This window comes from Methanobrevibacter sp. (assembly GCF_045130115.1).
Classification (GTDB): Archaea; Methanobacteriota; Methanobacteria; order Methanobacteriales; family Methanobacteriaceae; genus Methanocatella.
The window spans coordinates 1-20,606 of record NZ_JBGUPC010000021.1 but is presented as its reverse complement, the minus strand read 5'-3'; the positions used below and the strand labels follow the sequence as shown (position 1 = coordinate 20,606).

Annotated in this window: 22 protein-coding genes and 1 pseudogene; 3 read left to right on the top strand and 20 right to left on the bottom strand. The window is 39.6% G+C overall.

Translation table 11 applies throughout. From position 1 onward, the window contains the following. Positions 1-131: 131 nt before the first annotated feature. Together clpX and clpP are read right to left on the bottom strand one after the other, a co-directional pair. Positions 132-1,217: pseudogene (gene clpX, locus ACJMML_RS03635) on the bottom strand (ATP-dependent Clp protease ATP-binding subunit ClpX); the annotation flags it as partial. Positions 1,218-1,260: 43 nt separating this feature from the next. After that, positions 1,261-1,842 carry an ATP-dependent Clp endopeptidase proteolytic subunit ClpP gene (gene clpP / locus ACJMML_RS03630; protein ID WP_405306017.1) on the bottom strand — a complete coding sequence of 194 codons (582 nt, stop codon included), beginning with the start codon at positions 1,840-1,842 and terminating at the stop codon, positions 1,261-1,263. A gap of 308 nt (positions 1,843-2,150) precedes the next feature. On the opposite strand from clpP, the gene ACJMML_RS03625 reads away from it, so the two are divergent. Then, a complete protein-coding gene (locus ACJMML_RS03625; RefSeq protein WP_405306016.1) occupies positions 2,151-2,663 on the top strand; it encodes a hypothetical protein in 513 nt (170 codons plus the stop codon). A gap of 78 nt (positions 2,664-2,741) precedes the next feature. On the opposite strand, the gene ACJMML_RS03620 is transcribed toward ACJMML_RS03625, so the two are convergent. Beyond that, entirely contained in the window at positions 2,742-3,653 is a 912-nt protein-coding gene (locus ACJMML_RS03620; RefSeq protein ID WP_405306015.1) for a hypothetical protein, read from the bottom strand. A 262-nt stretch (positions 3,654-3,915) separates the two neighbouring features. Then, positions 3,916-4,359 (bottom strand): hypothetical protein, encoded by a 444-nt coding sequence (locus ACJMML_RS03615; protein WP_405306014.1) that lies wholly within the window; start codon positions 4,357-4,359, stop codon positions 3,916-3,918. Positions 4,360-4,794: 435 nt separating this feature from the next. Between ACJMML_RS03615 and ACJMML_RS03610 the strand changes: the two genes are divergently transcribed. Beyond that, positions 4,795-5,010, top strand: a complete 216-nt coding sequence (locus ACJMML_RS03610) for a hypothetical protein (protein WP_405306013.1) — start codon at positions 4,795-4,797, stop codon at positions 5,008-5,010. A gap of 60 nt (positions 5,011-5,070) precedes the next feature. Here ACJMML_RS03610 and ACJMML_RS03605 read toward each other — a convergent pair whose 3' ends face one another. Further along, positions 5,071-6,525: a sodium-dependent transporter gene (locus ACJMML_RS03605; protein WP_405306012.1), complete on the bottom strand. Its 1,455-nt coding sequence runs from the start codon at positions 6,523-6,525 to the stop codon at positions 5,071-5,073. A 51-nt stretch (positions 6,526-6,576) separates the two neighbouring features. On the opposite strand from ACJMML_RS03605, the gene ACJMML_RS03600 reads away from it, so the two are divergent. After that, a complete protein-coding gene (locus tag ACJMML_RS03600; protein ID WP_405306011.1) occupies positions 6,577-6,954 on the top strand; it encodes a hypothetical protein in 378 nt (125 codons plus the stop codon). Positions 6,955-7,001: 47 nt separating this feature from the next. On the opposite strand, the gene ACJMML_RS03595 is transcribed toward ACJMML_RS03600, so the two are convergent. From ACJMML_RS03595 to ACJMML_RS03525, 15 genes are all read right to left on the bottom strand, one after another. Next, positions 7,002-8,561, bottom strand: a complete 1,560-nt coding sequence (locus ACJMML_RS03595; RefSeq protein ID WP_405306010.1) for a hypothetical protein — start codon at positions 8,559-8,561, stop codon at positions 7,002-7,004. A 2-nt stretch (positions 8,562-8,563) separates the two neighbouring features. After that, positions 8,564-10,315 (bottom strand): putative glycoside hydrolase, encoded by a 1,752-nt coding sequence (locus ACJMML_RS03590; protein WP_405306009.1) that lies wholly within the window; start codon positions 10,313-10,315, stop codon positions 8,564-8,566. Positions 10,316-10,743: 428 nt separating this feature from the next. Further along, positions 10,744-12,192 carry a signal recognition particle-docking protein FtsY gene (gene ftsY / locus ACJMML_RS03585; RefSeq protein ID WP_405306007.1) on the bottom strand — a complete coding sequence of 483 codons (1,449 nt, stop codon included), beginning with the start codon at positions 12,190-12,192 and terminating at the stop codon, positions 10,744-10,746. Between the two features lie 96 nt (positions 12,193-12,288). Continuing rightward, positions 12,289-15,123, bottom strand: coding sequence for a hypothetical protein (locus ACJMML_RS03580; RefSeq protein WP_405306006.1), 2,835 nt, complete (start codon positions 15,121-15,123; stop codon positions 12,289-12,291). A gap of 174 nt (positions 15,124-15,297) precedes the next feature. Continuing rightward, positions 15,298-16,362 (bottom strand): CapA family protein, encoded by a 1,065-nt coding sequence (locus ACJMML_RS03575; protein ID WP_405306005.1) that lies wholly within the window; start codon positions 16,360-16,362, stop codon positions 15,298-15,300. 205 nt (positions 16,363-16,567) lie between these two features. Beyond that, the gene (pfdA, locus tag ACJMML_RS03570; protein ID WP_405306004.1) at positions 16,568-17,005 is read right to left on the bottom strand and encodes a prefoldin subunit alpha; all 438 of its coding nucleotides are present in this window, start codon (positions 17,003-17,005) and stop codon (positions 16,568-16,570) included. 18 nt (positions 17,006-17,023) lie between these two features. After that, a complete protein-coding gene (gene rpl18a, locus ACJMML_RS03565; RefSeq protein WP_405306003.1) occupies positions 17,024-17,248 on the bottom strand; it encodes a 50S ribosomal protein L18Ae in 225 nt (74 codons plus the stop codon). A gap of 24 nt (positions 17,249-17,272) precedes the next feature. Then, positions 17,273-17,947: a translation initiation factor IF-6 gene (locus ACJMML_RS03560; protein ID WP_405306002.1), complete on the bottom strand. Its 675-nt coding sequence runs from the start codon at positions 17,945-17,947 to the stop codon at positions 17,273-17,275. A gap of 25 nt (positions 17,948-17,972) precedes the next feature. Next, positions 17,973-18,218: a 50S ribosomal protein L31e gene (locus tag ACJMML_RS03555; RefSeq protein ID WP_405306001.1), complete on the bottom strand. Its 246-nt coding sequence runs from the start codon at positions 18,216-18,218 to the stop codon at positions 17,973-17,975. 13 nt (positions 18,219-18,231) lie between these two features. Beyond that, the gene (locus ACJMML_RS03550; protein ID WP_004032463.1) at positions 18,232-18,387 is read right to left on the bottom strand and encodes a 50S ribosomal protein L39e; all 156 of its coding nucleotides are present in this window, start codon (positions 18,385-18,387) and stop codon (positions 18,232-18,234) included. A 20-nt stretch (positions 18,388-18,407) separates the two neighbouring features. Beyond that, positions 18,408-18,992 carry an asparagine synthase-related protein gene (locus tag ACJMML_RS03545; RefSeq protein ID WP_405306000.1) on the bottom strand — a complete coding sequence of 195 codons (585 nt, stop codon included), beginning with the start codon at positions 18,990-18,992 and terminating at the stop codon, positions 18,408-18,410. A 5-nt stretch (positions 18,993-18,997) separates the two neighbouring features. Next, complete coding sequence (locus tag ACJMML_RS03540) at positions 18,998-19,354, bottom strand: DNA-binding protein (protein WP_405305999.1); 357 nt, start codon at positions 19,352-19,354, stop codon at positions 18,998-19,000. Positions 19,355-19,378: 24 nt separating this feature from the next. Next, positions 19,379-19,816 carry a 30S ribosomal protein S19e gene (locus ACJMML_RS03535; RefSeq protein ID WP_303739614.1) on the bottom strand — a complete coding sequence of 146 codons (438 nt, stop codon included), beginning with the start codon at positions 19,814-19,816 and terminating at the stop codon, positions 19,379-19,381. A gap of 93 nt (positions 19,817-19,909) precedes the next feature. Next, positions 19,910-20,167: a YhbY family RNA-binding protein gene (locus ACJMML_RS03530; protein ID WP_405297404.1), complete on the bottom strand. Its 258-nt coding sequence runs from the start codon at positions 20,165-20,167 to the stop codon at positions 19,910-19,912. After that, a complete protein-coding gene (locus tag ACJMML_RS03525) occupies positions 20,127-20,501 on the bottom strand; it encodes a ribonuclease P protein component 4 (protein ID WP_405305998.1) in 375 nt (124 codons plus the stop codon). The genes ACJMML_RS03530 and ACJMML_RS03525 overlap by 41 nt, the downstream gene beginning before the upstream one ends. Between the last annotated feature and the right edge of the window lie 105 nt (positions 20,502-20,606).

Sequence of the window (20,606 nt, the reverse complement as noted above, 5' to 3'; positions counted from 1 at the left end):
GATATTTAACCGATTAAAGTTTGAAATACTATGAAAAGAAGTAATGGGGAAGATTAATCAGCTAACATCCGTTTTCAATTCCATGCCAAATTAATAAAGTTAGATTATACTCAAATAATTGCATCCTCCGATCACACCAACTGATAAACCTTATTTACCCACCGATTATTCTCACGAACAATAATCGGATCTTCCCCATCGGTTATTGTTTTCCTTGTGATGATGACCCTAGATATGCTTTCATCGGACGGAACCTCATACATTACATCCATCATCACGTTTTCAAGAATGGCTCTGAGCCCTCTTGCACCTGTTCCCCTTTCCATTGCCTTGCGGGCAACCTCTCTAAGGGCGTCTGCCTCAAACTCGAGTTCAACACCATCATATTCAAGGAGTTTACTGTACTGTTTTGCAATAGCTGATTTTGGTTCTGTCAAAATGCTTACAAGTGCATCCTCGTCAAGGGCATCAAGGGTTACGACAATGGGAACACGGCCAACCAGTTCAGGTATAATGCCGAACTTGACAAGGTCCTGAGGCTGGATTTCTGAAAGCATTTCTGAATTGACGAATCCTTCATCACCGCTGATGTCGGCATTGAATCCTATGGATTTGCTTCCTATACGGCTTTCGATGACATTGTCAAGCCCGTCAAATGCTCCTCCACAAATGAATAGAATGTTTGTGGTGTCGATGCGTATGACTTCCTGTGTCGGATGCTTTCTACCCCCTTGAGGCGGAACGCTTGCCATGGTTCCCTCAATGATTTTTAAAAGTGCCTGCTGAACGCCCTCACCTGAAACGTCACGGGTGACTGACACGTTCTCAGCTTTTTTTGAAATCTTGTCTATCTCATCCAGATAGATTATTCCGCGCTCTGCCCTTTCGATGTCATAGTTTGCGGATTGGATGAGCTTGAGAAGGATGTTTTCCACATCCTCGCCGACATACCCTGCTTCAGTGAGGGTGGTTGCATCGGCTATTGCAAACGGCACGTCAAGCATCTTTGCAAGTGTCTGTGCCAGGTATGTCTTTCCGGAACCTGTAGGGCCAATAAGAAGAATATTGCTCTTTTGAAGCTCAACATCAGAATCTTCATTCATATTCAATCTCTTATAGTGATTATATACCGCAACGGAAAGCGCCTTTTTTGCACTTTCCTGTCCTATGACATAATCATCCAGAAAAGCCTTTATTTCCTTTGGTTTGTGAAGATCAAACCTTCCGTTATAACGATATTTCATATTTTACCTCCCTATATTACCTGTTTTCAATAACCTTGTCTATCAGCCCATATTCCATAGCCTGTTTTGCTGTCATCCAGTTGTTGCGCTCACAGTCTGCATAAACCTCATCATAATCCCTGCATGAATTGTCCGCCATGATTGTGATGAGATTCTCCTTTATTCGAAGCATGTGCCTGACATCAATTTCCATGTCGCTAGCCTGCCCCTGAGTTCCTCCAAGGGGCTGATGAATCATGATTTCAGAGTTTGGAAGCGCATATCTCTTTCCTTTAGCGCCTCCTGAAAGAAGGAATGCTCCCATTGATGCAGCCATGCCGACACATATTGTTGACACATCACATTTGATATAGTTCATGGTGTCATAGATTGCCATTCCTGCAGATACTGTGCCTCCTGGACTGTTGATATAGAGATTGATATCCTTGTTTGAATCCTCAGACTCAAGGAAAAGAAGTTGGGCCACTACAAGGCTTGCAGTAGTCTCATTTACCTCCCCACCAAGGAAGATGATTCTTTCCCTCAGAAGCCTTGAATAGATGTCGTATGCAATTTCTCCACGATTTGTGCTCTCTATTACAGTAGGTATTAATGCCATATCATTCCTCCATTATCTTTTCTCAACTATTACTTTTACATCGTAAGTATTTAAGACAAGTAAAGCAATTCATTTATCCGACATTGAAAATTCCGAAAAATAATCCATATTGTGAATTTAAATTAAATCATTACCCTTAAATCAATTATTTTTCTAAAATATCCACAAATATTCCTTTTTTAAGAATTTTAAGATGCAAGCAAGTACTTGCAGTCGAAAATCTTTATATATGGCTCAGTTCATATAATTAGTTGTACAAAGTGAACTCATTTCCCCCAACCGGGCACATCAAATCCCGAGGTGAAAAAATGGATTTCGTTAAAAAATTCTTAATATTAATAGCAATATTTTGTGTAATTGGATCCGCAGCTGGAGTCAGCGCCGGAGATTATGGAAACGATGTTGGTTATGCTGGATGCAATTATGAAGATGCAAACGGTGTGTCCGGAAGTCAATACGGCGCTGATGATCAAGATCTCGGCAACGATGCAGGAACAGAATATGACACCAACTCAGGTAGTGATGGAAACCCTGACAACATGGCAACAGACGGGACTCACATGGACCATGCAGCCGGAGACCCTGACGAAGAAGCAGGAGACAATGAAACTTATACAAATCAAACAATTGAAAATGCAACCGGCAGCTACCCATTATCCGAAACAATTCCTGAAAATGCAACATTGAATGAAACTGGAAATTCAACAGGAAACGCAACCGATAACGCTCCTCATACAATGTTATCTACAGGAAACCCAATCTTAGCATTGCTCACAGTCGGTGCAGTCCTCGGATCAGCTGCAGTAATCAAAAGAAAATAACCTTATACTCCCTATATTATCCGGTGCTGGCTTTTGCCGGCACCACCATTTTCCTAGTTTTTTAATCAAAAAAAATTATTAATCGCTTTTAAAAATATCCTTTTCAGACAAACCTGTAACATCAATGATATCCTCAATTTCAAACCCTTTATCAAGCATGTTCCTGGCAGTTTCAAGCTTACCTGCATCTCTACCAGCCTCCATACCAGCCTCCATACCAGCTTCCATGCCTTTCTTCTCAGCACGACACAACATCCCATCAATACGCGCACTGACAATATCCTTTTTCAAATCAATTACTTCCTGAGCAGACATATTTAAACCCCTTATAACTTTTTCAATATTATTTTTTTCCAAAACATATTTTCCAGCCCATAATACCAGAGATTTCCTCAAAACTTCGCGCAAATGTTCCTCAACAATTATATTATTGTATATATCCACCAATTCCATAACAATGCTTTCAATTTCTCTATCCCATCGATATTTAGGCATCCAAATCAAATCACAAACATCAAATACGTTGATTTGCTGACTGTTATCTATTTTGTAGTTGATATTATTTAACCTTACCGAACCTTCGATTTCTTTGGTATTGAGGAACAATGGATTGTAGAATGAATTAGGGCTTGCGAATTCTATTGTTGATTTAGGTATTATACCTGTATTGAAGATGAATGGATGAATGAACCTGCCAGAAGCCCTATGAAGAGTAGTCAAGTATTGAAAATCCCTTCTCATCCACTCCTTACTCATTATTGAATGATGTTCCATGTGAACCAAATCACCGTTTTTCCTTAAAAAAACATGATCAAGATTCAAATCTCCATAATCGTCTGAGAGAAACCTTTTGTGGAATGGTCCTTCAATATCCTTAAATTTTGTTATGAATTCAACGAATTCCTCTATTTCAACAGCACAATGGTTGAAAATCTTATCTTCGGTGTCATGTTTTTTCGGAAGCGACATATCTACAATTGTCTTAGTCACGATTATCACATCCTTAACTTAATTAAACATGTTATTATTGGTTAAAATCTTATATAAACTTTTCTTTTCTAAAATAAAAATAGTATTAAGTACATTTTACAAATTAAAGTAAATTTAATAAGTTAAAAACAATATTGATAAGACAATGGAATTTTTTTAAGAAAAAATCGTTTTTTACACTTAATCCACAATCCAAAAAAACATTAAAAAGAGGCCAATTAAATGGCCAAAGAAAAAAAATTAAAAGTAAATTATTGGAAATCTATATGGAAGTATACCATACGGTAGCCTTGTAAGGGTTGTAACCCTTTATCAGCTTGGTGGAGATGTGTGCGCTGTTGCCTTTGACTGTCTTGGTTTTGACATGGCCCTTCTTGTTTTTGAAGAAGAATTTCACCTTGACCAGCTTTATATGGTGCGGTTCGATGTCCCCATTGTTTCCGTTTCCAACATACCATGCTGTAACGCCGGTTCCCTTTCCAAACTGCATGTTTCCATTGTATTCCACATATCCTGCTATCGCATCCCCGTTCTTAAGAATCTTGGCTTTTGGAGCCCAAAGAACTCCCGGCTTGAAATTATGAATCTTGACTGTTACCTTTGATGTCTTGGCAGCGCTTACATCCTTTGCAGATGCAGCACATATAAGAATCACTGCACCAATCAGAATCAATAGAATGATTATATGTTTCCTGTTAACGTTCATTTTATCACTAATAATACTTTTGCATCACAAGTATTTAAAAAAATCGAAATTTGTCAAATTTAAATGCCATCATCCAAAAAAAAATGGGCATATATAAATAAGACAAGAAAATATAATATTAACTGTAACACTCTCCCGTGTTACACTAAAAAAATTCTTAGTTTAAGTTCCTAAAGATTATCCAATCTTTAGGCTTAAACCTGTTTTGCTTATTTTTATTCTGAACTTCCCCACCAAAGATGATCCTGAAATCTCCATTGCCGCCCCATTCATGGAACGATTTTCAAATCCTTATGCGGCCCAAAAGTAAACATGACAAATATTTGGATATGCCTTTGATAATTTATTATTGCAAACCTAAAACTATTAAAATAATCAACTATAAATTAAATTTAGTCAATGTTGAAAATAAGATCTAAAAAGGAGGAGATATACATGGATACGAATTCATTAAAGTATGGAATTTTTTCATTTATTATACCCGGCCTGGGCCAATACCTCAAAGATGACAAGCAAAAGGCACTCGGATTGTTTGCGGGGGCAATAGTCCTTCACATATTCATATGGTTTTTCATGAACAACTTCATCGGCAGCGCAGTGCAAACCCTTTACCACCTATATGCAGGATTCGATGCATATCAGAATTACTAACAAATCAAAAAAAGAAGATTAATGCTTAAAAAAACAAAAAAAAGAAATTTGGGCAAATGATTACTCATTTGCCGGTTTGATTTTGGTTAAAACCAATGCGAATACCATTACCAATACAATAATTATCACATCAATAATTAACTCGAACTGCTTTGCGGTTGAGAACAGTTGGATTATACCAATCACCCACATCAGTATCAAAACACATGGAAGCAGATATTTTATTACAAATGTCCAGATCCTGCCAACATTAATGATAGACAATCCGTTGAGGGCAGGCAGGAACTTATCAATTCCATAGAACCATGCGAATATGATACATTGAATTCCTATCAGTATCAGTATACCGAATTCGTTTACAAATGAATCGATTATTCCGACAAGATAGCTGCTGATTCCTGATGTTAGAATCAGTGAAAATATACAGCCGATAATGCACAAGATTGTAGCGGTTTTCTTTCTTGACCATCCAAGTTTGTCTGAAGTGGTATTGAGCATCGGCTCAAAGAAACCGAGTGCAGATGTGATTCCTGCAAAGAGTATCGCCAAGAAAAGCAATGGAGCGATAATTCTTCCAATTGATCCCATGATGTTGAAAATCATTGGGAAAACGATGAATATCAGTCCTGTTCCTTCGGTAATCAGCTGAACCATCGGTGTTCCGTTGGTGAATGACATATATCCCAGGATTGAAAATACTCCGAAAGCGGTACATATCTCAAACAGGGAGTTTGATGCAACCACAATGAACACGTTGTTGATAAGCTTTGAGTTTTCAGGCAGGTAGCTTGCATATGTAACCGCAATGGCCTGTCCCATACTCAGGGAGAAGATTATCTGTGCAAATGCCGCAAGCCATATGTTGACATCAGTGAGCTTTGTCCAATCCGGTGTCAGCAGGGTATTGATACCGATTTCTGCACCAGGCAGGGTCAATGCATAGATGATGATGAATCCCATTATGACAAACAATGCAGGAATGAGGATTTTGGAAACCTTACCTATACCCTTGTCAACGTTCCTATGTGCGATGAACCATAGGATGACCCATAATATAAGAACTCCTACTGTTGTAGGTATCAGGAGGAAACTGGCATTGCTGAGGTTGGAACTTCCGCCGACAGTACTTACAAAGTAATTTGCAGCATCAGTTCCCCAGCTGAATGTGAAACTTGATCCCAGATATACCAAATCCCAACTCAAAATAACCATGTAATAAATCGTGACTATAAATACAAATATAACCAGAATCCAAGCAATAATCTCGAACTTTGGATTGATTTTTCTCATAATACTCGAAAAGGATTCCTTGAATGTGAATCCCACACCATACTCCAATATTAAAAATGGAATTCCCATTATAGCAATTGCAATAAGGTAAGGGATGAAAAATGAACCTCCACCATTCGAATAGAGCACATAACTAAACCGCCAGATATTCCCCAATCCGACAGCCGCTCCAATCATAGCAAAAATAAATGCAACAGAGGAATCCCACTGATTTTGTTGTGACATAATAATACATTTGTAAAAATCTATATAATAAACTTTACATATTTAATTGTGATGAATGTATTTGACAAATTTTTGATGGGAGAAACCACAAGCATACAGTGGTGCTTTGAAAACAGACATTTCCTCAACAGATTATCAGAAAACGGATTGAGCCGAGAATATGTCGTTGACTGCATAATGATGGAAGAGCCAATCAGCTATGAGCGTATTGAAGGAAACAAGTATGCCGTTGTATATAATGCACCTGAAAACAAGGATTATAAGGAAATTAGAGTCATCATGGCATGCAGCGGCAATGCAATTGATTTGGTGACTGTGATGAGAAACAATGAAACCACAACCAATCGCCAGAACAGGCAATACCAGTCCGACAAGAAAAAAGCAATTGAGAAAAAAAGGTTGAAGGCATTGTCCAAAAGGAAATGGTGAATCTAATAATTTTAAAAAAAGAATTGAAGATTTAAAAGAATCAACTTTTAAACCTTTTTGAAATTAAAGTTGCAGCTTATTCCAATTCTGAACAGCACAACACCAGCAGCTCCACCTTTCATGGCGGATTTCGCATCCTTTAAAACAGTGCTGTGAGGCAGTGGTGAAGGATTGTTTTCAGAATGATATGTCTGAAGGCCTGTCCAGATTTGTGCGCCGTTTGACTGCTTGACAAATGCCTTAGTAACTGACTTGATCCATGATGTCGGCTGGCCGTAGCTTCCCTTATAAGCCATCGGCAACAGGCAGTCACAATATTTGCTTAATGTCGGAACGTCCTGACCGTAATAGTAATGCATCATTTCAGGCTCAGGCATCAGAGCGACTGAAACCATGCAGTTCGGCCTTACCTTATGGATTTTTGCGCTTGCCTTTTTGACAAAGTAGTTAACGGACTTGATTGCATTAGGGTGCTTATGGGCTGTTCCTCCGTATCTCATGTAGTCGAAGTGAACTCCGTCGACTCCCTTGATTTTGGCATAGTATTTTGCTTCAGCAACTTTTTTGTTCAGGAATCCGTATTTGAGTCTGCCGTTGTCATCAACAAGTGAAACCCAGTCTCCTCCTGAGTATGCCACCTGCATCCACAGATGAACCTTCATCCCGTGTCTGTGGGCGTTTTTGATGAATGACACAACATATGATTTTCCATAGCTGCTTATTGCTTCAACGTGAAGGAAAAGGTGTTTTGTTCCTTTTTTGGATAAGCTTTTGAGGTTTATGCTTTTCATGTGTACAGGCCATAGCCAGTATCCGTTACCTTTAGGCATTTTGGCGGCAACCTTGATTTTATGGGAACCTTTTGAGGCAAGGTACGGAGCATTCTTTTTAAAGTAATATTTCACATTATGCTTTCCCTTTTTGAGCTTCAAAAAGATTTTCGCATTACCATATTTGGTGGTCTTTGCCTTGTAAGTTTTGCCGTCCACCTTGAATATCACCCATTGGTCCTTGATGGCCTTGCCTTTGGCATCGACCAGCTTTACATAAAACAGGCATTTTGAGCCCTGACGGTAGACTATATACTTGTCCCCCAATTTCAATTTGGTTTTTGTAGGAGCCTTTATGACAACTTTGCTGGTTCCTGTTGCGCCCTGTGTTGTGTTGTCCCCATCATAGGTGCATGTGGCGGTGTATGTGCCTGCCTTAAGGCTTACGGACAGCTTGGCAATACCTTGGCTGTCGGTCACCCTCTTATATGTGGCATCATTTATCTTGATTGATACCGGCCTGTCTGCCAATGCCACATCGTTTGAAGTCAGTTTGAATGATATTTCACTTTTGAATGATTCATATCCCTTTACGCTGGAGGATGTTATTATGGATGCTGCCTTTTCATCTTCCGGCTGGTCATCGCCGTCAGTTGCAACATCATCGGCCACCTCGGCCTCGTCAGGATTTTGAGCCAGTGCATCCTCATCTGGGTCCTGTGCCAGAATGTCGCCTGCATCATCGGCCATGACATCTGTTGCATTGTCTGCAGCTGACACACAACCTGCAGACACGACTGCAAGAAGCACAATAAGGATAAATATAATTTTCCTCATATCTACATCTCCTTAAAGTTAATGAAGTTGAACAATCCGAATCTGAACAGTATCACACCATTCGCACCGCCGGCAGCGGCAGCCTGTGCATCTCCCATCAATTCTTTTGACGGAATCAAATTGAGTTTGGCATCTGACCTGTATGACTGAAGTCCGGTCCAGATTTTAGCATGTTTGGATTGCTCGTCAAATGTTTGAGTCACCCATTTAATCCAATTAGTGCCTGCATTGTAGTTTCCCTTATAAACCATCGGAACGATTGCATCAAGGTATTTGCCCATTGTCGGGATGTCCTGAGCGTAGTAATACTTCATTCCGGAAGGTTCAGGCATCACAGCCGCAGATACAATCAGATTCTTATTGACTCCGTGAATTGCCTTTGTGGCCTTTTTGACAAAGGTGTTGATTGCCTTTACGGCATTTGGATACTGATGAGCGTTTCCAGGATATCTCACATAGTCAAAGTGAACTCCTGCAACTCCCTTGATTTTGGCATATCCTTTTGCCTCTTTGACTTTCTCATTAATCAGATCATAGTTTATGCCGCTTTTGGCAGGATTCTGCCAGTTTCCTCCACTGTAGAAGACCTGCATCCAAAGGTGCACCTTAACGCCATGCTTCTTTGCGTCCTTGATCCATTTTTCAACACCGGATTTTCCATACAATTCAAGAGCCTTGAAGTTCAAGAAGACATGTTTGAATCCGTTCTTTTGAAGTGTCTTGAGATTGACGGACTTCATATCTCTTCCAAATAGCCACATTCCATTGTTTTTAGGGGCAACAGGTTTGACCTTAACGTTGTAAACCCTTTTTGTCTTCTTGTATTTGGAAGTCTTGTCAAACCATATCTTGAGCTTGTATTTTCCGGCAGGCAATTTGATTTTAACTCTAGCAATTCCTTTGCTGTTTGTCTTTTTAACTGTCTTTTTGCCGTTTATCTTGAAAGTGATTTTCTTTCCGGCAAGAGGGTTTCCTCTCTCATCCTTAAGCTTTATTTTGAAATATTTTTTCTGCTTGTGCCTGAAGATTTCTTTGTTTGCCTTCACTATTTTTGTAGGCATACCCTTCTTGACGGTTATCTTGCTTGTTCCGGAAACGGCCTTTATGTTCTTTTCGCCTGCATAGGAGTAGGATAGCTTATAGACTCCCTTGGCTTCTTTAATGTAGATAGCTGCCTTTCCATTGGAATTGGTCTTTTTTGAATATGTCTTTCCGTTGATTTTGAATTTAATTATCCTTTTGGCTAGAGGAGTGCCTCCAACGGCCAATTTCACAATATATTTGTTCTTGACACCCACATAGGCAGTGTAGTCGGGTGCCTTTATTTTGGATGTGGATGTAGGTATGACGAAAATGACTGTTGAATTTTTACAGTCGGCATATCCCTCTGCGCTGAATGAGTACTTGACTGTGTACTTACCTGGGTCAGAATCGATTATGAGTCTGGCAACACCATTGCTGTCGGTGCTGACATTGGTGACCACTTTGTTGAAAGTGAATTTAACATCTTTACCGGCAATTGGTGCTGAATTGTTGTCTTTCAGCTGAACAGAAAATTCTTTGCCCTTTACAATGTTGGAGTCCTCACTTTTGATAGTGGTTTGAATTTGTGGTGAATCTTCAATTGTTGGTGATTGCTGGTCTTCCCCTAAGGGTTCATCTTCAATGATGTCCTGTGTGATGACATCCTGAACGTCTGTTTCCTGAGCATCGATGACATCGGTTTCGTTAGCGGCACTGGCCGCACCTATCATGAAAAATAGTATTAGAACAACCGATAAAATCAGTGCCTTATTCTTTATCGAAATTTTTTCACCTTCCCTTTGAATGTTTAGTTAAATTTATATTTTAAACATATATAAATCTTTTTAAAAAGAAAAACAGATTAAAATAGCTTAAATTAATTAAAATAGCTTAAAAATATATAGAAATCAATATAAAAAGAACAATTATGCTAAAATAAACCATGAAAAGCTTAAATATCCTAGATTAAAAAGCGATTTTTTAAGAGTCAAAGTATCAATTTAAAAATGAATCCTAGGCAAATAGAAAGATTTTAACTTAAAATATACAGGTTATCTGCAAAATTAGAATTAATTGATTCTAAAATTAAAAAAATAAAAGATTATATCAAGTTCAAAAAGAAAACAAGACATTAGCTTTTTAAACTTGAATTGTGATTTTAGGCCTCTTCAGCTATCTCATCATCATCTGAAAAGAGCTGGTTAAGCATCCATTCGGAGTCATATTCCATGATGTCATCATAGCCCTGGCCAACACCCAGGAACATGATTGGCTTTTTGATTACATATCCTATGGAAAGTGATGCTCCGCCCTTGCTGTCCGCATCGGCTTTTGTAAGTATGACACCGTCAATGTCGATTGCCTCATTGAACTTACGGGCCTGTTCGGTAGCGTCATTACCGGTTATGGCATCCCCTACGAAGATGACAAGATCCGGATTGGATACACGCTTAATCTTTTTCATCTCATCCATAAGATTGGTGTTGGTCTGCATCCTTCCTGCAGTATCGATTAAAACCAATTCCTTGCCCTGTGCACGGGCATGCTCAACCGCATCGAATGCAACGGCCGCAGGATCTGACCCTTTCTGGTGCTTGATGATTTTGACCCCCACATTGTCTGCGTGATGGGTGACCTGTTCGATAGCGCCTGCCCTGAATGTGTCTGAAGCCGCAATGACCGGAGTGTAGCCCATTTTCAGGTAGTAGTTGGCAAGCTTACCGATTGTTGTTGTCTTACCGGTTCCGTTGATTCCGACAAACATCACAACAAGAGGCTCGCCCTGGGCTTTCTTCTCCTCAAGCATTTCAGTCATGGACTTGCCAGGAATATCGATGATTTCCTGAACAGCATCCCTTAAAGCATAATAAGTGTATTCTGTAATGTCGTTGCTTCTTTTGATTTTTTTGCCGACAAGGTTTTCCTTTACGCTTTCAACAACCTCTGTTGCAACCTCCATTGCAACGTCTCCCTGAAGCAGTTCCATTTCAAGCTCAAAGAGAATGTCCTCCACATGCTTTTCCTGAATGGTCTTTTCACGCACGAATGAAAATATTCCGCCTGAAGCTTCGCCGTCAGCAGAAACTTCTTCCTTGTCCTTGTTTCTGCTCCAGAAGTGAGATTTCTTCTCTTCCTTAGGCTCTTCTTCTGCAGGTTCATCCTCATCTTCCTCAGGAGCCTCTTCCTCATCATTATCCTTACTTCGACTCCAGAAATGGGATTTCTTTTCTTCCTTAGGCTCTTCTTCTGCAGGTTCATCCTCATCTTCCTCAGGAGCCTCTTCCTCATCATTATCCTTACTTCGACTCCAGAAGCGGGACTTCTTCTCCTCCTTAGGCTCATCCTCAACAGGAGCCTCTTCCACAGCTTCCTCAGCAGATTCTTCAATGACCTCCTCAACGGCGGCCTCTTCATCTTCATCTGCTTCAGGAAGTAGATTATCCTCTTCAGGAGTTTCCTTTTCTTTCTTTTTCCTTCCGAATGAGAAGAATGAAAATCTTGAGCCGGATTCCTCTTTAAGGTTGTCTTCTGCTTCCGCCTCTTCTATAAGTTCCTCTTCTAGTTTTTCACTTGTTCGTGAGAATTTCTTCTTTAATGATTCAAACAAAAATAACACAACCTATAATTTCATGAAATTTATATTTGATAATAATTATGTACTTTATTATATTTAAAAAAAAAGAAAGTAAAGGGTGGAATCCCATTACTTTTTGACTGTTATTTTGACTTTCTTGGTAACCTTATTGTAATATTTGTCACCACCATACTTTACAACCGCACTGAATTTTCCCTTTTTCTTCAATTTGGTTATCTTGAATGTTGCCTTACCTTTGGAATTGGTTTTTGCGGAGTAGGTCTTTCCCTTGACGGTTATTGTAACCTTTTTGCCTTTCATTACCTTGCCCAAATTATCCTTGAGAGTTATTGAGTATTTTTTTGTTTTGACCTTGAGCCTGAAAGTCTTTTTGGCTGCAGTTATCTTAGGTGTGACCTTCTTAACAACCACATTCACCTTTTCGCTTGAAGCATAGTACTTGGCATTTCCACCATAGCTTATGGTTACTGCATATGTCTTAGGAACAAGATTGACCTTGAAAGAAATTTGGCCTTTGGCATTTGTTGTATAAATGGATGTTTTACCATTTAAAGTGACATTAACCTTTTCATTTGAAAGGATTGCTCCATCTTTTCCTTTTAGGGTTATGGTTACTGCCTTATCGTTGAAATAGGAACCTGTCTGCTTTATGGTTATTGTTGAACCCGGAAACTCTGTTGTTGAACATGTCTGAGGATTTGAATTTCCGATGAATTCACAGTCAGCCGCTATTACTCCAAAGACCGCTCCGCCATATCCAGTATCTGTGTTCTCAACGAATTTTGATGATATCACATAAGGAGAATCAACATGCAATGCGGCAACTCCTCCACAGTATTTGGCAGAATTCTTTGAAAATGTGGAAAATCTGACTATGGACTTGTCCAAAGTATTTAAATAGACAGCTCCTGCACTGTCATTTGCATAATTCCTTTCAAATGTGCAGGAATCCATTATGGTGATATTCATATTGGATACTACTATTGCACCGCCATAATTCTCCAGTGCAGAGTTATGAATAAAGCTGGATGAATCGAATTGAGCCCCATATCCTTCAAATACCAAAACAGCCCCGCCACTATTTCTTGCAACATTATCAGTGAAAGTGGAAGAGTCGACTTTGAAAACAGTTGAATTGTATGCTGAAATTGCTCCTCCGCCATTAGCGGAATTTCCTGAAAATGCAGTGGAACTGACCTTGAAATTCCCTGAACTGCTTAAATAAATTGCACCACCCTCATAGGAGGCATTACAACCTATAAACTTGCAGCCGGATACGGCACCATTACGTACATCTTTGCTTGAATAAACGGCTCCCCCATATGTGGCATTACAACTCTGGAAGTTGCAGTTTATCATTTTACTGTTATCAGTATCCCAGTAGACGGCACCACCATTTTCTGATACTCTACAGTCGTTGAAGATACAATTGGAGAGTGTTCCCCTGTTACCTTCCCAGTCAATGGCACCTGCATAATCACCAGTACAGCGGATGAATTTAGAATTTGACACTGTTCCATCATTACCGCACCAATATAGGGCTCCCCCTTCTTCAGCATTGCAGTCTATGAAATTACACTTGGTTAAAACACCATTGTCACCATTCCAATCGACAGCACCACTATACTCGACAGCAGTGCATCTGTTGAAATCACAGTCGGACACAGTACTGCCAGCACAGGATTCATTGAAAAAGATGGCTCCTCCGGTTGAATCGGCTGAACAGTCATCAAACTTACAATACCTTATAATCTCCTTATTAGAATCTGAATAAATGGCTCCCCCATCATCCGCATGGCAAAATGCGAAGATGCAATTATTTACGGTGAGGTCTGTTGCAGCAGGAGCCTTGTCAGGAGTGGCCCTATAGATTGCTCCACCTGTTTTGGCACGGGTGTTGTTGAAATTACAATAGGACACTGTAACACCAGATGCGTATTTAGTTATAACAATTGCACCGCCATTATTGGAGGCATAGGTGTCAAAAAAGTTACAGTGGTCTATAGCGCCTGAACTGGAAGAGAAATAGACGGCTCCACCGTTACCCTCATAGAAACTATATGCTTCAGAGGAACATTCCCTGAAATTACAGTAAGCGATATTATTTTTTTCACCAGAAAAGGAGACGGCACCTCCATGGTCACCGGCCCGGCAATTTTTGAAGTTAGAATTGGTCAATCTGTTATTCTTTCCACTCACATCTACACAATCGCAATAGCCCTTAGTGATGGAGTTTGTGAAATTACAATTATCAATAGCATTTCCATTTCCATTCAAGGAAATGGCGCGAGTATCCTTAAAAATGCAATTTTTTATAGCGCCATTGTCTCCCCTAATGGAAAGTATCCGAACATTGGATCCTGAAACTCCAATGCAGCTGCAGTTGTCTAAAACTCCATTATTTCCGGTCCAGTCAATAGCGTTTGAAATAGCAAAAGGAACGCTATCTTTAAGAGACTGACTCGCATTTGCATTCTTCAATACAAGATTGGTCAACTTAACATTATCATGATCAATCCAAAACAATATTGACTTGGATGCGCCGTCAATGCTATGCCCATTCCCGTTGATTGTTATGGACTTTTTAATGTTAATTCCAGGTATCGAGTAACCAATGAAAGTGTATCCGCTTCTAAAATCATCATTATACCTATAGTCATTATACAGAGTTAATGTGGAACCTTCAGAAGCACTGTTTATCTTATTTTGAAGTGCAGTGAATGTTCCGTCATCTGTTGCTCCCAATACATCTCCGTCAACGTTTTGAGAGTCTGATTCAATTATTTCATTATTTCCGTCATCGGAAAGTGATTCTGCATTCTCAGAATCATCACTCTCCAAATCATCAATTTCCTCAATTCCCAACTTGTCATCACTGGCATTGCCGAGCACATCTCCGGCAGAATCATCAGCGCTGACCGAAGTTATTGTCCCTATTGCCATAATGAGCAAGAAAAGAATAAAAATATATCTTTTGTTTAACATGATACATTTTCTATATTTTAATGTATTTAAAAGTAATTTAGAAATGAAAATATTTCATTCAAAAAAAAGTATATATGCCCTTTCAAAAACCTGCATTATCCGAATTTCACAAGATTTTGAAAGAGGCTAAATTTAGTTTTCTGTCAGATTGAATTTCAGTTTTCCTATTCCCTCGTTTGTAATCTGCATATCCTTGCATTGCGGAGACAAGCTGCCCAGAAGAGATTTGCCGTCTTCGGCATCCATATGCTGTGGGAGGTATCCTGAAATCTGAATCGGATAGACTGTGCATTCTCCCTGGCTGCCGGCCACATTCACCTTAACGAAGTATGCCACATGTGTAGCCTCGTTTGACTGGTCGAATATGAAATTGCCAAGGCTGTAGAAAATCGGCTTGCCGTTGTACATCTCGATTCCCTGAGGCACGTGAGGATGTGAACCTATCACAACGTCAGCCCCATAGTCAATGAGCTCATGGGACATTTTGATCTGGTTTTCGTTAGGGGAATCTGAATACTCGTTTCCATAGTGCATGTATGCAATGATTAAATCAGAATCGTTGTGCTCTGAAATTTGCTTTTGCGCATCGGCTGAGGAATATGCGGAGTATCCAGGATTGGAACCTTTTGCTATCGGCATCACTTCCTGTGAGTATTCGGCAAAGTTTTCGGAGTCCATATAGTTAAGGATTGTTATCTTCCTTCCGTTGACTTCCTTTTCAACCGCCGCATGGGCCTCCTGCTCTGAATTTCCGGCACCTATCGGAGTGATGTCGGCACTTTTGAGGTTTTCAATGGTGTCCTTCATGCCGTCGGTTCCATAGTCGAATGCATGGTTGTTTGCAAGGGCCGCAACGGTCAGGTTGTTTGCCTTTGCAAGTGGAACATAGTCCGGAGAGCACTTGAGCGGAACATCTCCCTTGACCGCATTTTCGGATGTTGTCGCCGCATTTTCAAAGTTGATTAAAAGCAAATCCACACTTGATGTGACGTCGCTCACACCGGCAAATGGTGAGGAGTCCATGCTCAATACCCCTTCCATGTTACGGGCAAACATCACATCGCCGGTAACTGCAACTGATACGTTTCCCTTTGAATCATTATTCACAACTGAGCTTGACGGATTGAATATTGTGGCCCAGACTGCAAATATGACCAAAAGCACTAAAATGATTAATAATATATCTCTAAGCTTCATTGACAATAGTTATATACTTTATAATATTTAAGAAAATAAGGTTGAAAACTTTCCGATACCAAAAAAATGACGGACAACAGTGAAATTCCCCATTGCCGTTTTTAATTTCAAGAGTCCACTCAAGCGGAACATTGAAAAAACAGGAAAAAAGACGGTTATTGTCATTTGAAAAAAATTTAGAAAAAAATAAAAAAGTTTAGTAATATTAACCCATGGTCTGGGTCATATTACCTTGTGCGGCAGCTGCGATTTGCTCAGCCTGTGCCTGAAGGCTTCCGACAATGTCGGTGGCTTGTTGCAGGTTGGCAAGCATCTTGTCCATGCTGTCTTTAAGTTCTTCCTTTTGGCCGGTCAAGATTTCACGAGCGCCTTCCGCATCTTTTTTGACTGCAAGACCTGCACCTATGCTTACGATAATTTCATCAGTGCTTTTGAGTTCACCTTTAATGAATGAACCTGCACCGACAGGTACAAAGGCTTCAACTGAGTCTTTGCCCTCAATATCATCCAAGGTAGCAAATAATGCGTCAACTTCGGCAATGGAGGTTTGAATCATTTCAATTTGCTGTTGAATCAATTCAGCCTGTTGCCTGTATACATTGATTTCATTAACAAGGTTGTTTAATCTTTGTTGATCTTCCATGTCAATCCCTCAATGCGCCTATAAAATTTCTTTTACGATTGGGTCTTCGACATCTTCAGGAGCGATTTCCTCGATTGAGTCGATTGAAATCTGGTTCCTGTTGATACCATGTTTGCTTCCAAAGTTTGCATAGATTTTGCTTTCTATGTCAGACTCGCTAGTTGCCTTGTACTCTTTGGTAAAGTCATGGTATTCGTCGCCCATTACAAAAGTACCTTTAACTCTGTAAATTTTTGTTATCATATAAAATCCCTCATGATTAATTAATTAAAAATCATCATCTAAAAAGCCTAACGCTTCTTCAACTCTAGCCATTTCAGGACCGGTACTGTCCTTGTCAACGATTGCTCCGGCGGAATTTGCCAGGATGCATGCGCCAACCAGTGGAATACCTCTTCCAACAGTACCAATATCTCCCTCAACACCAAATACTTCACGAGCAAAGTTAACTTCTGAGGCAAGTGCGTTTTTGCTCATCAGGAATCCTTTGTTTGTAACTTTAATCAAGGATCCGATGATGTCGCTTCCGACAATGTGGGATGTCTTTACATCCACATCAAGTGTCTCTTCAAGCACTTCGATTGCTTCGGGACCAATGAACGGGGATGCTATTGCGCCCTTGTCGTTTGCCGCAACGATGTTTCCGACTGCGGTGTACTGGCCAGGCATTGTGGCCACATTTAATCCCATGTCCTCAAACTGTTTAACTTCCCTATCTAAAACATGTGGGGAAACAACAATACCATTTGAATTAGCTACAGCTAAAGATCCGATAAGGCTTGAACCAGAAATAGAAGACTTTACAACTTCAACCTCCAATGTTTCCTTGATAATGTCTGCTTTTTCATCCAAAAGATTATAAGGAACAATAGCCAAGTTGTCTGTTGCAAGGACAAATACTCCAATATTTGGATTTCCTACAATGTCTATTCTTTTCAACATATTGTCACCTCACATTTTCGTGTGTCTATTCTGCTAAAGTAGCTTTTACAACACCATCATCATCTTTAACTGCTTTTACAGTGATTTTAGAAGGTATTTTTTGAATACCTCTTTCCCAAATTGCATGATTGATAGATTCGTCAATCTTAACATCACTAGCTTTCATGTGTTTGGTTAAGAAATTTCTAATCTCCCTAATTGCTCTAGGAGCTCTGATAGTCCTTTTGACATCTTTTACATTTCTAAGTGGAATTGTGTAAACTCTTTCCATTTTAACCCCTCAATTATAATTTAAGACTGTTTCTTCTCCAATGTCTAGGTTTAGGTCTGTATCTAAGTTTACGGTTAGTTTTAGCATAAGCCCAGATTGGAATTCTCCTATTTTGTTTGTTTGCTTTTGCCATTCTTAATTTTTTAGCTAATGGTTTATTTCTACTCATTTTCTCACCTGTAATAATAATTATTCTTTATATCCGATAACACGAGTTTGATAATGTTCCGGGAATATTTCCAGCGGATCGGAACCCATTTCGCCAATCATTTCCCTTATTTCAACCTCAAAGTCTGAACTTGTGTCCCTGTTTGACTTTTCCTTTGAAATCTCAAAGAGGCTTTCGGTAATCAGCTTCACTGACTTGTGGCCGAAACTGTCCAGGTTGATGTATTGTGTGTCAAACCTGTCCTCCAAGCTTTTTATCTGATTGATTGAAAGTTTTGGGGTTCTGTCATCACGTCTTGTCCCATCTGCAATAATATCATGAGTCTTTGCAAGTTCCTCCACTGTCATTTGGTGGATGTATTTTATTCCGTCGTTGGGAAATCCGTCCTCGAGGATTTTCTCGCATGTTCTTTTTAGGATATCTTTATCCATCTTGAGAACATTGTGCTTGAATCCCAGTGATTCTGCGGATTTGCTTGCCGGAATGTATGAATCGTACACGCCAAAATTTGCTGTGTATAATTCAACGTCAAGGCCAAGCCTTTCAAGCATCACTGCCACAAAGGATGAGTCCTTGCCTCCACTATACAAAACAGCAGCCTTCATGAATATTATTTCCTTGTAATCTTGATTTCTCTTTTCTGACCTGCAATTTGCCTTAAAAGGACTTTGAGCTGGTCATCAGTTACTTTTCCTCTTAGGCTTCCCGCCTGTGCGGACTGGATCAGCTGAAGTTCGATGTTGTTGACAAGCTCTGGTTTGGTCAATTTGAGATTTGCCAATCTTTGGCGAGCTTCAGGAGTCATAATCTGGCCTAAGATTTGTTTTTTCTGAGCTTCGAATTGTGCCTGAGCCTCTTGCTGTTGTGCCTGTGCCATGGCCTGTTGTTGGGCCTGGTTCTGCATAGCAGCCTGTTGGGCCTGCAATTCAGCCATTCTTTTTTGACGAATTTCGTCTAATTCGCTCATATCAAACTCTCCTAAAAATTATAATTAATATTTTTCAAGTTCAGGAATGTCTTTAATTATTTCTCCGGAGATTTTATCCAAAAATGATCTTCCTTGAGGAGATACAACTCTTCCGCCTACAACTTTTTCCACGTATCCTGCGTCTTCAAGCTGTTGGAGTGCGGTTCTGATGATTGATCCGCTTCCTCTCATGAATTTTTCAGGACGTACGCCACGGTCTTTTTTACCGCCGTAGAAAGTTCTTAAACTTGAAACACCAACAGGTCCGTCAATGTAAACTCTTCTGATGATAGAAGCAGTTCTTATAAACCACCAATCAGGGTTTTCCGGTTTTCTTTCCTTGTGGACACCGGTTCTAACAAAATTGGACCATGCAGGAGATTCTATCTTGTCATTCTCTTTAAATTCTTCTGCGACTTTTTCAATTAATAAATCTGCAGGTACATCAAATACAGTAGTCATATTAATTCTCCAATATTATTTTTTATTGTAGCTTAATCCACTGTAAATTTAAGACCTAAAAAAATAGGGCCTGTAACTCTAAATTTATAATGTTTAAGGCTTTTTCTTGTAGATTACAGCAACGTGACCTCTAACGTCCACGAGCTTTGCTCGGGTCTTTGAGATGATTTCGTCGATGTAAGCATCTTTATCGCGAGCGATATTTTTTGCAAATTTAAGTTTGACGATTTCATTGGCCTTGAGTTGACGTTTGATTTCTTCTATAACATTGTCGTTAACGCCTGCTTTGCCAATGTTGATTGTCATCGCATTAAGAGCTCTGTTCATCAATTCCTTTTTGTTTTGAATCATATTTAGCTCTCCTTTTTAACTTCTTTTCCCTGTGATAGGGAATTTTCATTGCATGACCGCATTCACCACAAAAAACGTTGACCTCAGAGTCAACCAGCCGGACGGTGCAATTGCGACCAGGCTTGAGAAAGGATTTGCAACTCTTGCAATATCTCCTTCGCCATTCATCAGGCACTGGAGTATTGTATTTGGTGGACAGCTTCAATGCAAGCTCAACATAGCGATTTGATCTTTCCGGATGGGTGATGAATTCCATCTCGGCCCGATTAAAAAGAATGTTCATTCTTTCAATCGCTATTTCAATCATCCACTTTGGTCGTTTTCCTCTACTCAAAAATATCCTCCTTTAAAATGTAGGATATAATATTCAAAATTGAATTAAAATGATTTGCGCAAATTAAAACAAAAACCATAGTTAAGATAACCTTAGGTTAATATG

Excerpts from the sequence above, each read along its gene's own strand:
- clpP (WP_405306017.1), bottom strand. The coding sequence starts at position 1,842 with ATGGCATTAATACCTACTGTAATAGAGAGCACAAATCGTGGAGAAATT.
- ACJMML_RS03625 (WP_405306016.1), top strand. The coding sequence starts at position 2,151 with ATGGATTTCGTTAAAAAATTCTTAATATTAATAGCAATATTTTGTGTA.
- ACJMML_RS03615 (WP_405306014.1), bottom strand. The coding sequence starts at position 4,359 with ATGAACGTTAACAGGAAACATATAATCATTCTATTGATTCTGATTGGT.
- ACJMML_RS03610 (WP_405306013.1), top strand. The coding sequence starts at position 4,795 with ATGGATACGAATTCATTAAAGTATGGAATTTTTTCATTTATTATACCC.
- ACJMML_RS03605 (WP_405306012.1), bottom strand. The coding sequence starts at position 6,525 with ATGTCACAACAAAATCAGTGGGATTCCTCTGTTGCATTTATTTTTGCT.
- ACJMML_RS03600 (WP_405306011.1), top strand. The coding sequence starts at position 6,577 with ATGAATGTATTTGACAAATTTTTGATGGGAGAAACCACAAGCATACAG.
- ACJMML_RS03595 (WP_405306010.1), bottom strand. The coding sequence starts at position 8,561 with ATGAGGAAAATTATATTTATCCTTATTGTGCTTCTTGCAGTCGTGTCT.
- ACJMML_RS03590 (WP_405306009.1), bottom strand. The coding sequence starts at position 10,315 with ATGATAGGTGCGGCCAGTGCCGCTAACGAAACCGATGTCATCGATGCT.
- ACJMML_RS03580 (WP_405306006.1), bottom strand. The coding sequence starts at position 15,123 with ATGGCAATAGGGACAATAACTTCGGTCAGCGCTGATGATTCTGCCGGA.
- ACJMML_RS03575 (WP_405306005.1), bottom strand. The coding sequence starts at position 16,362 with ATGAAGCTTAGAGATATATTATTAATCATTTTAGTGCTTTTGGTCATA.
- pfdA (WP_405306004.1), bottom strand. The coding sequence starts at position 17,005 with ATGGAAGATCAACAAAGATTAAACAACCTTGTTAATGAAATCAATGTA.
- rpl18a (WP_405306003.1), bottom strand. The coding sequence starts at position 17,248 with ATGATAACAAAAATTTACAGAGTTAAAGGTACTTTTGTAATGGGCGAC.
- ACJMML_RS03560 (WP_405306002.1), bottom strand. The coding sequence starts at position 17,947 with ATGTTGAAAAGAATAGACATTGTAGGAAATCCAAATATTGGAGTATTT.
- ACJMML_RS03555 (WP_405306001.1), bottom strand. The coding sequence starts at position 18,218 with ATGGAAAGAGTTTACACAATTCCACTTAGAAATGTAAAAGATGTCAAA.
- ACJMML_RS03550 (WP_004032463.1), bottom strand. The coding sequence starts at position 18,387 with ATGAGTAGAAATAAACCATTAGCTAAAAAATTAAGAATGGCAAAAGCA.
- ACJMML_RS03545 (WP_405306000.1), bottom strand. The coding sequence starts at position 18,992 with ATGAAGGCTGCTGTTTTGTATAGTGGAGGCAAGGACTCATCCTTTGTG.
- ACJMML_RS03540 (WP_405305999.1), bottom strand. The coding sequence starts at position 19,354 with ATGAGCGAATTAGACGAAATTCGTCAAAAAAGAATGGCTGAATTGCAG.
- ACJMML_RS03535 (WP_303739614.1), bottom strand. The coding sequence starts at position 19,816 with ATGACTACTGTATTTGATGTACCTGCAGATTTATTAATTGAAAAAGTC.
- ACJMML_RS03530 (WP_405297404.1), bottom strand. The coding sequence starts at position 20,167 with ATGATTCAAAACAAAAAGGAATTGATGAACAGAGCTCTTAATGCGATG.